Annotated in this window: 12 protein-coding genes; 9 read left to right on the forward strand and 3 right to left on the reverse strand. The window is 57.9% G+C overall.

Features of this window, described 5'->3' with window-relative positions:
• Positions 1-81 precede the first annotated feature (81 nt).
• From DBR44_RS18765 to DBR44_RS18795, 7 genes are all read left to right on the forward strand, one after another.
• Positions 82-1,224 (forward strand): alpha/beta fold hydrolase, encoded by a 1,143-nt coding sequence (locus DBR44_RS18765; RefSeq protein ID WP_158613672.1) that lies wholly within the window; start codon positions 82-84, stop codon positions 1,222-1,224.
• Positions 1,225-1,668: 444 nt separating this feature from the next.
• Positions 1,669-2,508, forward strand: coding sequence for an oxaloacetate decarboxylase (locus tag DBR44_RS18770; protein ID WP_124645517.1), 840 nt, complete (start codon positions 1,669-1,671; stop codon positions 2,506-2,508).
• Between the two features lie 185 nt (positions 2,509-2,693).
• The gene (locus tag DBR44_RS18775; RefSeq protein ID WP_124645518.1) at positions 2,694-3,035 is read left to right on the forward strand and encodes a hypothetical protein; all 342 of its coding nucleotides are present in this window, start codon (positions 2,694-2,696) and stop codon (positions 3,033-3,035) included.
• A 238-nt stretch (positions 3,036-3,273) separates the two neighbouring features.
• The gene (locus tag DBR44_RS18780; protein WP_124645519.1) at positions 3,274-3,789 is read left to right on the forward strand and encodes a hypothetical protein; all 516 of its coding nucleotides are present in this window, start codon (positions 3,274-3,276) and stop codon (positions 3,787-3,789) included.
• 89 nt (positions 3,790-3,878) lie between these two features.
• Positions 3,879-4,409, forward strand: coding sequence for a hypothetical protein (locus DBR44_RS18785; RefSeq protein ID WP_124645520.1), 531 nt, complete (start codon positions 3,879-3,881; stop codon positions 4,407-4,409).
• Positions 4,410-4,792: 383 nt separating this feature from the next.
• Entirely contained in the window at positions 4,793-5,425 is a 633-nt protein-coding gene (locus DBR44_RS18790) for a LysE family translocator (protein WP_124645521.1), read from the forward strand.
• A gap of 135 nt (positions 5,426-5,560) precedes the next feature.
• Complete coding sequence (locus DBR44_RS18795; RefSeq protein ID WP_124645522.1) at positions 5,561-6,067, forward strand: DinB family protein; 507 nt, start codon at positions 5,561-5,563, stop codon at positions 6,065-6,067.
• Positions 6,068-6,425: 358 nt separating this feature from the next.
• On the opposite strand, the gene DBR44_RS18800 is transcribed toward DBR44_RS18795, so the two are convergent.
• Positions 6,426-7,340, reverse strand: a complete 915-nt coding sequence (locus DBR44_RS18800) for a LysR family transcriptional regulator (RefSeq protein WP_199731112.1) — start codon at positions 7,338-7,340, stop codon at positions 6,426-6,428.
• A gap of 109 nt (positions 7,341-7,449) precedes the next feature.
• Here DBR44_RS18800 and DBR44_RS18805 point away from each other — a divergent pair, with 109 nt between their 5' ends.
• Together DBR44_RS18805 and DBR44_RS18810 are read left to right on the forward strand one after the other, a co-directional pair.
• Positions 7,450-7,998: a carboxymuconolactone decarboxylase family protein gene (locus DBR44_RS18805; protein ID WP_124645523.1), complete on the forward strand. Its 549-nt coding sequence runs from the start codon at positions 7,450-7,452 to the stop codon at positions 7,996-7,998.
• 45 nt (positions 7,999-8,043) lie between these two features.
• On the forward strand, positions 8,044-8,508 hold the full coding sequence (locus DBR44_RS18810; protein ID WP_124645524.1) for a nuclear transport factor 2 family protein: 465 nt from the start codon (positions 8,044-8,046) through the stop codon (positions 8,506-8,508).
• Positions 8,509-8,774: 266 nt separating this feature from the next.
• On the opposite strand, the gene cobA is transcribed toward DBR44_RS18810, so the two are convergent.
• The gene (cobA, locus tag DBR44_RS18815; RefSeq protein WP_124645525.1) at positions 8,775-9,539 is read right to left on the reverse strand and encodes a uroporphyrinogen-III C-methyltransferase; all 765 of its coding nucleotides are present in this window, start codon (positions 9,537-9,539) and stop codon (positions 8,775-8,777) included.
• 15 nt (positions 9,540-9,554) lie between these two features.
• A complete protein-coding gene (locus DBR44_RS18820; RefSeq protein WP_124645526.1) occupies positions 9,555-12,263 on the reverse strand; it encodes a nitrate reductase in 2,709 nt (902 codons plus the stop codon).
• Between the last annotated feature and the right edge of the window lie 18 nt (positions 12,264-12,281).

A 12,281-nucleotide genomic window follows, 5' to 3' on the forward strand; every position in this document is an offset into this window, starting at 1 on the left:
GGCGGGCTGCCACGACTGCTTGCATTGCCGGAGGAAAGGCCTACACTAGAAATTGCTGCAATGCACAATAAAGGAAGCCCCATGAACGTCGAATTCAACCGGCTTCAGGCAACCACCCGCCCGGCCATTCTTGCCCACCTGCAAATACTCAACGACGAAGACCGCTTTACCCGCTTTGGTCTGGAAATGAGCGAGGCCGCCCTCGCCGACTACGTCGACCGCATCAACTTCAATCGCGACATCGTCATGGGCGTGCTGTACCGTGGCCTGCTGATCGGCGTGGTACATATCGCCGTGTTCCAGCACGAAGGTCACCCCTGCGGCGAGCTAGGCATCAGCGTAGACAGCTTTTGCCAGGGCAAGGGCATAGGGCGCATGTTGTTCGACCAGGCGCTGGAACATGCCCGCCGCCGCAAGGTAAACAGCCTGCGCATCCAGTATCTGCGGCGCAACGGCCGCATGGCCTCGCTATGCCGTGGCCTGAGCACCCGCTTTGCCCAGGACGGCGAGGAAACCTCCTGCCTGATCCAGCTGGCCGAAGCCGACCCGGCCGAAGCCTGCCGCTATGAAATGAACGACGGCATCGAACTGTTTCATGCCGATGCCGCCGCTGCGCGTGCTCACGTGCTGTTCATTCACGGGGTGGCCGGTGACGGCTGGCAGTGGCGGGAAAATTTCCTGCCCTACTTTGCCCGCCACGGCCTCAGCAGCACCGCGCTGTCATTGCGCGGCCATGGTGGCAGCCCGGCCCGCGCCAACCAGACCCTGCGCGGCTATGAAGAAGACGTCTACCACGTCCTCGACCAGCTGGCCAACAAACCCGTGCTGATCGTGGGCCACTCCATGGGCGGCTTTCTCACCCAGCGCGTGCTGGACGGCAACCAGAGCATACGCAAGGCCAGCCTGATCTGCTCGGTACCGCCCTGGGGCCTGCTGCCGGGAACCCTGGAACCGGTGGTCGAATTCATGGGCGACCCGCTGGGCAAGGCCATCGCCCTGCAGGCAGCCGAAGGCAAGCCCGCCTATGTCAATCCGGACAATATCAGCGCGCAGGTCCAGGTCATCGGCGGCAGCCGCGACCGCCTGATCCCGCCCGATGTGGTCGCCGCCACCGCCCGCTCCTACGACACCGAAGCGGTGATGATCGAAGATGCCGGCCATGCAGTGATTTCCAGTTCGAAATGGCAAGCCGTGGCCGACCAGCTGCTGCAGCACCTGCGATAAGCCAGCACCACCACGCCTGCCCGGCTGGCGGTGTCGCTCACAGTGCATGACCTTCCCCCGCTCACAGCCCTCGCCATCCAGCCCGCCCCTCCCCATTCAAGTCACTGGCTCACTGCGCGCTTACCAGACCTGTGCATCGCTAAAGCATGAGCGCCGCTGCAGACATGCACGCCATCACTCATGGCCCAGGCTGCCAAGCAGCGAGTGGAAATCACCCAACCGAGAAGCCCACATACCGTACCGGATGGCAGCAAAGACAAGGGGAGTCGACGCCCCTTTTATGCACTATGGATTGGGTGTAAGGTGGCTGGGAGCTGCCAGGTGCGGTTGTTGCAGATCGGCCGTGCGTACCCCCCAATTCGACAAAGCCGCCCTTTGTAGAACAGCATCACCACGCCATGCATTTCAAATAGCGTTTCCATCTGTTTACTTGGGAGTCCCCAAATGAATCAGCTCGATAAAGCAATACGCTTTCAGGCCTTGCATCAGCGCGAAAAGGCCTTTGTCATTCCCAATCCATGGGATGCCGGTACAGCACGCATCCTGGCATCGCTAGGCTTTGAAGCCCTGGCCACCACCAGTGCAGGCTTGGCCTTCAGCCTGGGCAGACGCGATGCCGAAGGTGCCCTCACTCGCACTGAAACCCTGGCCAATGCGCAACAGATTGTCCAGGCAACAGATTTACCGGTAGCAGCCGATTTGGAAAATGGCTTTGGAGATGCACCCGCAGTGGTGGCAGAAACAATCCGTCTGGCTGCCGAATGTGGGCTGGTGGGTGGCTCGATTGAAGATGCATCGGGGAGAAAAGAACATCCTATTTATGACTTTTCTTTGTCGGTAGAACGCATCGCCGCTGCGGTAGAGTCGGCCCGCAGCCTGCCGTTTCCATTTGTACTAGTGGCTCGAGCAGAGAACTTCCTGCACGGCAAACCGGATCTCGATGACACCATCCGCCGCTTACAAGCCTACGAAGCCGCCGGCGCTGATGTTTTGTTCGCTCCCGGGCTACCCAGTGCAGAAGCCATCCGCGAGGTATGCGCTGCGGTAACCAAACCGGTCAATGTGGTAATGGGGCTGCGGGGATATCCCTACACCATGGAGCAGTTAACAGCGCTTGGCGTCAAACGAGTCAGCCTCGGCTCATCGCTTAGCCGCGCCGCATTAAGCGGACTAATCAACGCCGCAAGAGAAATTATTGATGATGGCACCTTCTCCTTTGCCAACCAATCCATTTCCTTTGATGAAACAAACGCACTGATGGTGGAATCCCCCGGCTGGTCCTGAAGATATCAGAATTTAGAATGACGGCCGGGGTGTGATTAAATTTAATCGCATCAACACGTATGCATTGGCTGCTGTCGGCCATTTCCTGCTGTCACTGGCAGTCTGACTTTTAAAAGCTGCGCTCAGCGACATTAAAATTTAATTTACTATTTCGCCAATAATTTACAAGAAAAGAACTCACAGCCATGCTCAATACACAAATAAAAATTTGTGAGAATTATTTCAAAGTAAATGATATAAAATTTTTCCTGATCGAATGCAAAATTCTTGAGCCACAACAGGAAGACAATAAAAATTATTCTGAAAATAACTATTTATCAGGCTTCTTCTCTCTAGCAATTGCTGGGCTGGCTTCCAATTTTACAATTTGGAGACAGCGACGAAAAAAATCTTTAAGAATATTAAAAATATCAACCGAGCAAGGTTGGTATGTATTTACAGAAAAACAAGTAAATATAACTGAAATATCAAATAAGCTTAGAGTAATGAATGTTACTGAAAATAAAAACACCAACACAGCCGCATGAATTAAAATTAGTGATTACCATGAAGCATCAATTGTGAATCATATTAGTTTTCAGGAAATTCACTGCATGCTTAACCAAGCTGACAGACTAAGCACAGATCTCTCAAACAATCAACTTCCGATCTGGATCGTTTTAAGAAATTGACTGCAGGCTGCTCTCGACCAGGAGCAGACAGATAACACCTGCATAATAAGAGCCATTCGAATCAATCAACGGCAAGAAATCAAATGAGGTACATATGCTGGATTCTGATAAGCTTGTGGAAAACTTCCCTTCATTTCTTCGAAAGCATGGGGGCTATATATCACTCACTCACATGTTGATGATGTTTGTTGGTGCAGGTGTGCTTTTTTCAAAATTACTAGAAATAAGCCACCATCCCTTGCCTTTGTTTCTTCTTTATTTCCCACTTTCTTATGTTTTCTTTCAATATCTTAGATATGCTAACTGGCTAAAATATAAAATTAACACGACAAAAAATATTGAATTCACTCAATATTTCCTAAAGTCCAACCTTGCATTAAATTCTGATGGAATTTCAATGATTCACAAAGGCATTACCAAATGGCAATTGAAGTGGCGTGACATTGGGAAAATCACTTTCGATGGCGGCGGAAAGAATCGCAAGGAATGCTTATGGCTAACAATGAAAAACTCCAGTGAAAGCATAAAAATTCCAACCCGATGGTTTAAGGTTGATAGCGGATTGATATTTCAAACACTTTTAGCTTATCAACTGTCCTCGTCTAATTAAAATATTTCAATACTCACCAACAATGTAACGTCAGCTTAGGATCGTTGGAAGACATTGATGCCGGGATGCTATAGGACAGGAACCGTCTGATGGAAACTTTTCTACGCAGCATTCATATGAACCGTCGAATGCTGGGTTGCGTACTGTCATGTTTGCTTCTTTGCATAGCCCTATCGGCTGCAGTATGGTTTATCGGAACACCAAATCGCTTATCCCTGCTTCCTCCGCAGCTAGAAGTGCAGAAGGTTCTGTACACTGAGACTAACTCTTGGGGTTTTGGCCCCGGAGGAAATGAAACGGGAGTCATCTTGTATGAGCTTCCTTCGCATATGACCCACAAAAATCCGAGCGTATTGGTACCTGAACTGACATGGGAGGCCACTCCCTTGCAAGGTCATCGAGAGTGGTTTGAGGGGGAAGGGGCTTCACGTACAGAATCAGGGCCTTTACTGGAAAATTACTTAAATCAGTATGGCTTTGGCATTCCAATCAAAGCTGAGGTTGCAAGTGAGATCAACCGTGCAGTCTCCGCACAGGGTAGTTGGTATGCTTATTCCGAGCATGGGATCATCGTGCTTATGCCGTTAATCAATCGGGTTGCATTTATTTACGCCGGATAATATTACGCTCAACTTTCATATCTGGGCTTAACGAGTAACGTCTTCCCAGACGTAGTAACTAGAGAGCAAAGAGAATGTCAAAAATATTCGCAGAATTAGGGTCTGGCTTAATTATCGGAGCCATGTCTGGCAACTTACCACCTTTTCAATTTTGGTGTTTTGTGGCTGGTGTAGCATTGTTAAATATCGCACTCACCAGAGCGAAGAAAATTTAGTTAATTCTGACTGGTAGTCATTGGATAATTTGCAGACATCCAACAAAATGCACACTCCGAATAGCCACATGCTCCATATTAAGGCTACCGACAACAGCACAATCTTGCGCTGAAAGATATTATTCACAATCAGCTAAGTTGCCATCCAATAATATTCAGGAGAAGAAAATGCAAGAAATAACCGCATTAATCAGCATCGGGTCTGCACTCTTTATTGGTGCCATCAGCCCGGGGCCAAGTTTTGTGATGGTAGCCAAAACTGCGGTGACATCCGGCCGCATCAATGGTCTTTGCACTGCGCTTGGCATGGGCGTGGGTGGTTTTATCTTTGCCGCGCTGTCATTGCTTGGCCTGAATGGTTTGCTGCTGGCCGTGCCAGCGCTTTATCTCTTTCTCAAGATGGCTGGTGGTTTATATCTGGCCTATCTGGGACTGAAAATCTGGCGTGGTGCCAAGCAAGCACTAGCCATGCCCTCGGATGGCACGGTGTCGACCGATAGCAGTTACATGAGAAGTGCCATGACCGGTGCCAGTACCCAGCTGAGCAATCCCAAAACCGCGATTGTTTATGCCAGTGTTTTTGCCACATTTCTGCCGCAGCTCCCTTCCATCGCATTCAGCAGCACCATTGTCTTGCTGGTTTTTTGCATTGAAGCCGGATGGTATGCGTTGGTGGCATTAGCGCTTTCATCCGCCGCCCCACGCAAGCAATATTTGCGCTACAAAACTGCGATGGATCGCATCGCTGGCGGAGTGATGATTGCGCTGGGTCTGAAGCTTGCGACTTCAGCAGCTCGCTGAATCCACATTTTTGCTGGCTGGATGCATGGCTTTGCCTGACAGTAACGGCGTGGGCCGACCACGGCAGCCCACCCGGCGCTGCGCCATTCAGCCAGCTGCCTGACTGCAGCTTCAAAAATTGACGAGATCATTCCCATGTCTTCAACACAAATCCTGAACCAGCTGCGCTACAAGCAATGGGCTGACCAGCGCACGCTTGCGGCCATTGCGCTGATTGATGCACAGGCCTTTCCGGCAGAGCTGGCCTTTGCGCGCCAGCAGTTGAATCACATGGTGCGGGTGGAGGAAGTGTTCCGGGCCAGGCTGACGGGTATGCCCGAGCCGCATGCAAGCACGAACTCGGAAATCGTCCCTGCACTGGAGGAGCTGGGCAAACGCTTGTCAGATGCAAATGACTGGCTGCAGCCCTATGCAGCAGCACTGTCGCCGGAAAAGCTGGGCGAAATAATCCACTTTCGCTTTCTGGATGGGAAAACTGGCTCGATGACCCGTGAAGAGATTCTGTTCCATCTGGTCAATCACGGCAGCTATCACCGTGGGGCTATCGGTCGCGCTCTGGACATGGCGGGTGGGCTGCGCCCGGCCGACACTTATACGGTATTTGTTCACGCCATGGAGCCAGAACGCAGAGGGCGCAACTGACGCTCACGCATGGGGGCGTCACCGGGTAGATCGCGCCAAAAAAGCCGCCACAGGGCGGCTTGCACAAGAAGACAAGAGAAATGGCTACAACACGCCCGGCTGGCGCTCCCTGTTTGCTCAGGCAGGCCGCATTCTCTTGCTCAGGACAAGCCTGGCGCGGACTAATCGCGCTTGGCTTTGTCCACGGTTGTGGTGTCCTGCTGCACTGGCACAGTGCGGCATGAACTCTTCCCGCTGCTGCACAGCCCAGCGGACCTTGCCTCGGTTATCCGGCATTGCCCGGGATAAATCAGCTGCGTAATAAGCCAGCATGTCTGCTGTTTTCATGGGAAAGCTACCGCTGCGCTACGATCAGCAGCTATCGTCCCTGCCCAGGGTGCAGCGGCTGACTACGCAATCTTGGCGCAGCGAAATCCAGGAAGGCCCGCAGTTTGATTGGCAACCTGCCCTGCCCGGCATACACCAGGCTCACCGGCCACGGTGCCGGCTCAAAATCCGCCAGCACAATCTGCACCTTGCCGGCCTGCCGGGCAGGCTCGCACTGGTAGGACAGCACACGGGTAAGGCCAAGGCCGCCGCAGGCGGCATCGAGCGCGGCCTCCGCGCCGTTGACGATCAGTCGCGGCTTGATGGGTAGCAGCGAAACCTGTTCTCCCCGATAAAAAGCCCAGGCCTGTGTGCCGGCCAGCCCTTCATAGCTGATGCAGTCGTGCGCGCTGATGTCCTCGGGCACTACCGGCACGCCGCGCTGGGCCAGGTATTCCGGGCAGGCACAGACCACCTGGCGAACTTCGCCCACGCGGGTGGCGACCAGGCTGCTATCCGGCAGAGGACCAATGCGCACCGCCAGATCGATATGCTCTTCCAGCAGATGCGAGATGCGGTCGCTCAACAGCAGGCGGACATTGATAGCGGGGAAAGCCTTGAGGAACGCCACCACCACCGGTGTGACATGCAGGCGGCCGAACACCACGGGCGCGGTGATGACCAGATCGCCCTTTGGCGCTGCATATTCGCCGGTGGCTGCACGCTCGGTTTCGTTCACATCGTCGAGAATGCGCCGACACGATTCCACATAGCTACGGCCGGCGTCGGTCAGCGCAATATGGCGCGTGGAGCGCTGCAATAGCTGCACTCCCAAATGCGCCTCGAGGTCCGCCACCTTGCGGCTGACGGTTGCCAGCGGCAGGGCAAGCCGGCGCGCCGCCGCCGAAAAACCACCGGCATCCACCACCGCCACCAACAGCGACATCGCTTCCAGTCGATCAGCCATATTCTCAATTTTCGGGATAGTTATTCATAATTTTACCTCATTATCATCAAACATAAAGGTAAGTATGATTTGGCTTGTCGCACCCCACCACCCTGAACGGAGCTAGAACATGTCGCACCTCTACACCCCCGCCACCATCGCTGACGCCCCTGCCGCATCGCAAGCGTTGCTGGAAGCAGTCAACAAGCAGTTTGGCATCGTCCCGAACCTGTTCCGCCTGGTATCGAACAGCCCGCAAGTCCTGGAAGGCTATCTCGCGCTATCTGGTGCACTGGGCCGTGGCGCCCTGCCGGCGCAGACCCGCGAACGCATCGCCCTGGCGGTGGCGGAAATCAATCGTTGCGCCTATTGCCTGTCCGCCCATAGCTATCTGGGCAAGAAGCTCGCCAAGCTCGACGATGCCGAAATCCTGGCCAACCGCCGCGGCAGCTCGAGCGATGCCAAGGCCGATGCCGCCGTGCGCTTCGCCGCCCAAGTAGCACGTGAACGCGGCCATGTCGGCAGCGGCCCGCTGCAGACCATCAAGGAAGCCGGTTATGACGACGCACAGATCATCGAAATCGTGCTGCACGTCGCACTCAATACCTGGACCAACTACATTAACTCGGTAGCCGGTACCGACATCGACTTCCCCGAAGTACAGCCGCTGACCGCCTGACCCTCAACCCCGGCCCACGCCGGGGCCATCGCCAAGGAGCCACCCATGAGCCGCCCGCCTTTACCGCCGTACGATTCCACCACTGCCACCCAGAAAGTCCGCCTGGCCGAAGACGCCTGGAACAGCCGCGACCCCGCCCGCATCGCACAGGCCTACACGCCCGACAGCCAGTGGCGCAATCGCAATGAGTTCATCCAGGGCCGGGAAGCGATTGAAGCCTTGCTTGCCCGCAAGTGGCAGCGCGAGCTGGACTACCGGCTGATCAAGGAGCTGTGGGCCTTTAGCGATAAGCGCATCGCCGTGCGCTTTGCCTACGAATGGCATGACCGGGCAGGCCAGTGGTACCGCTCCTATGGCAACGAAAACTGGGAATTCGACGAACACGGCCTGATGGCGATTCGCCACGCCAGCATCAATGACCTTGCCATCACCGAATCCGCGCGCCTGTTCCACTGGGCGCAAGGCCGGCGGCCGGATGAGCATCCGTCGCTGTCGGCGCTGGGGCTGTAGACAGGCTCCCGGATCGACGATGAGCCTCGTCAGCGAGTCAAGCCAGGTACAGGCCGGGATAGCAGACTAGGCGAAGGGGGCCGCCGCCCCCTTTGCGCTTGGCCGAAAATAGGCTGAAGCGGCCAGCCACAGCCGCGTCTCGATGTCGTCTTCTCTATTGACTACCGCCATTCACACATCGAGAAAAGCAGGGACGATTCAGCAAGCCATTATTTCTTCCGCCGGCGTGGCGGCTTACCACACCAAGCACACGGCCTGCGTATTGATTAGGCATGAATGGCGACGGGATCATTCATGTCAGGACATACAAACCCTTCTGACTCAGCCATCGCCTCGCCCACCAGGATGATGGCCGGGCTGCCCATGCCGGCGGCACCGGCATCAGCCTCCAGCGTAGCCAGGGTGCTCAGCAAACGCCGTTCCTGTGGTGTGCTGGCCCACTGCACCACCGCCACTGGGGTAGTCGCCGGCAGGTGTTGCAACAGCGCCTGGTTCAGGCTGCCGATGCGGCTCATGCCCATATAGATGGCCAGCGTGGTGCCAGTGGCAGCCAGCGCCTGCCAGTCTGGCTCGCTGTGATCCTGCGCATGCGCCGTCACCAGCGTCACGCCCCGGCAATGCTGGCGATGGGTAAGCGACACGTTCAGGCTGGCGGCTGCCGCCAGCGCCGAACTGATGCCATTGACCACTTCCACGGCAATGCCATGCTGCTGCAGATAGCGGATTTCCTCGCCGGCACGGCCAAACAGCAACACTTCGCCGCCCTTCACCCGCACCACCTGCCTGCCCTGCAGCGCATAACGGCGCATCAGACGCTGGATGAAATCCTGCGGCGTGGACTTGCAGCCGCCGCGCTTGCCCACTCGCACCACCTGCGCCTGCGGGGCTAGGCTGACGATGTCCGGATTCACCAGTTCGTCCAGCAGCAGCACCTCGGCGGCCTGCAGCTGGCGCGCCGCCTTGAGGGTGAGCAGTTCCAGATCGCCGGGGCCAGCCCCCAGCAGCACGACCTTGCCTGTTGCGCGTTTCATGTTCCGACTCCCTGTTCAGGCAGGCTGCGCCACAGTGGCGGCCATGCGTTTGATTTCTGGCACGCAGGAGCCGCAGACGCTGCCGCAGCCCAGTGTGCCCTTGATGTGTTCCACACTCTCGCCCCGCTCCAGACACTGGCGGATGGCGTGTTCTCCCACCTGCTTGCACTGGCAGATGATCTTTTCCCGCACCACGGCACGCTGGCCGGTCGGAGCAAACACCGCCAGCCGCAAGCCCTGCCACGGCTCACCGGCTTGCAGTTGCTGCAGCAGGCTTTCCGCTGCCAGACCATCGGCGGCGCTGCTGCTGGCAAAAACAAAACCCGCCAGCACGCCATCTGCCCAGGCCACGCGCTTGACCACGCTGCGCCGGTCGTCACGGTATTCCAGCACATCCGGCCCGGTGTGCAGGCCCAGCACATCCAGCAATGGTTGTAGCCAGCCCGCCACGGCCTGTTGGTGCGCGGCACGCAGCAGCAGCACATCCGGGTTTTGCAGCGAGATGGCAGCATAGCTGCACTGGCGCAACAACGGTGCCAGCCGCGCCTGCAAGGCCGGCAGATCGTCACAGCGCAGCGCCGCCGTTACCCGCCACGGCAGGCTGATCTTTTCCACCCTCACCGCCGCGTGCTTGAGTTCCGGCTGGAAGGACTGGCCATCCACCTGTGGCTGGCTGGTTTCATTGATGCCGCCGCTATTGAGGAACTGGCCATTCCAGTGCATGGCGGCAAACACCGTACCGCCGGGCAGTTCGCGGCTGAGGGAGAGCGGCAGCACCAACTGGCCGCGCTTGCTGCTGATACGTACCAGATCGCCCGCCTGCAGGCCACGGCGCTCGGCATCGTCCGGGTGCATGTCCAGCGCCGGTTCCGGGCGGTGGGCAAACAGTTGTGGCAGGCGGCCGGTGCGGCTCATGCCGTGCCACTGGTCACGCAACCTACCAGTCAGCAGGCGGAAGGGGTAATGCGCCGATACATTCTCCGCCGGCGGCTGGTAGCGCACGGCATGAAAGCGCGCCCGGCCATTGGCGCTGGCAAACACGCCGTCGACATAGCGCCGTGCCCGACCCTGTGCCGCACCGGCTGGCAGCGGCCATTGCTGCGGTCCGGCGCTGTCCAGCAAGGCATGGTCCAGCCCGCTGATGTCCAGATCGCGCCCCGTGGTCAGCCCACGGTGTTCGTCGAACACGCTGGCGACAGCGGCATGGCCAAACAAACTGGCGCTGCCGGGATACAGCAGCGCCTCCAGCCGGCGCGCAACCTGGCTGACGATCCAGCCATCGCTCTGCGCCTCGCCCGGTGGCGGCACGGCGGCGCGTACCCGACTGATGCAGCGTTCGGAATTGGTGACCGTGCCTTCTTTCTCGCCCCAGGTAGCAGCGGGCAACAGGATGTCGGCCAGCACGGTGGTGTCGGTGTGGGCAAAGGCGTCCTGCACCACCACCAGCTCGGCCTGTGCCAGTGCGGCGCGTACCTGTGGCAGATTGGGCAGCGAGTGCGCCGGGTTGCTGCAGGCAATCCAGATGGCCTTGATACGCCCTTGCTGCAGCGCTTCAAACATGGCGATGGCCGGCAGGCCGGGCGTGGCCGACAGCCGCTCGAACGGCACGCCCCAATGGGCAGCCACTTCCGCACGGTGTGCGGCATTATCGATATCGCGATGTGCGGCCAGCATGGTGGCCATGCCGCCCACCTCGCGCCCGCCCATGGCATTGGGCTGGCCGGTGAGCGAGAACGGCCCGGCACCGGGCTTGCCGATCTGGCTGGTGGCCAGATGCAGGTTGATCAGCGCCAGGTTCTTGTCGGTGCCGTGGCTGGACTGGTTCAGCCCCATGCAGTACAGCGACAGGCTGGCCGGGCTGTAGCCAAACCACTCGGCGGCCTGGATCAGGTCTTCCTCGCGGATGCCGCAGATTTCCGCCGCCATTTTCGGCGTGGTATTGCGCACCATCTGCTTGAGTTCGGCAAAGCCTTCCGTGTGGGCGCTGATGTAATCCTCCGCCACCAGCCCTTCCCAGATCAGGTGGTGCAGCATGCCGTTGAACAGCGCCACATCGGTGCCGGGCTGAATCTGCAGGTGCAGGTCGGCCATGGCGGCGGTGTCGGTGCGGCGCGGGTCGATGACGATCCAGCGCGTGTCCGGACGTGCCGCGCGCGCCTCTTCCAGCCGGCGCAGCAGCACCGGGTGGGCGTAGGCCAGATTGCTGCCGGCAAACAGCACGCAGTCGGCTTGTTCCAGGTCGGCATAACAGGTGGGCGGGCCATCGGCCCCGAAGGCTTTCTTGTAAGCGGTAACGGCGCTGGACATGCACAGGCGGGAATTGGTGTCGATATTGTTGGTCCCCACCACGCCCTTGGCCAGCTTGTTGAACAGATAGTAGTCCTCGGTCAGCAACTGGCCGGACACGTAAAAAGCCACCGCGTCCGGCCCGTGCTGGCGGATGATGCGGGCAAAACTTTCGGCCACGCTGTCCAGCGCGCTATCCCAGGCAACGCGCTGGCGCGGCGCATCGCGGGTAAGCCGCATTTCCGGGTGCAGTGCGCGGCCGCTGTCACTGGCGGCGCTGGCCGCCAGGTTCAGCCCCTTGCTGCACAGCCGGCCGAAATTGGCCGGATGTTCGGGGTCGCCACGCACACCGCTAATGCGCCCATCCTCGCTGGCAATCAGCACGCCACAGCCTGTGCCGCAATAGCAGCAGGTGGAGCGGGTTTCAGTCTTGCCCATTTTGCTCATCCTTTTCTG

Origin of the sequence: Aquitalea sp. FJL05 (genome assembly GCF_003852595.1) — a bacterium.
Classification (GTDB): Bacteria; Pseudomonadota; Gammaproteobacteria; order Burkholderiales; family Chromobacteriaceae; genus Aquitalea; species Aquitalea aquatilis.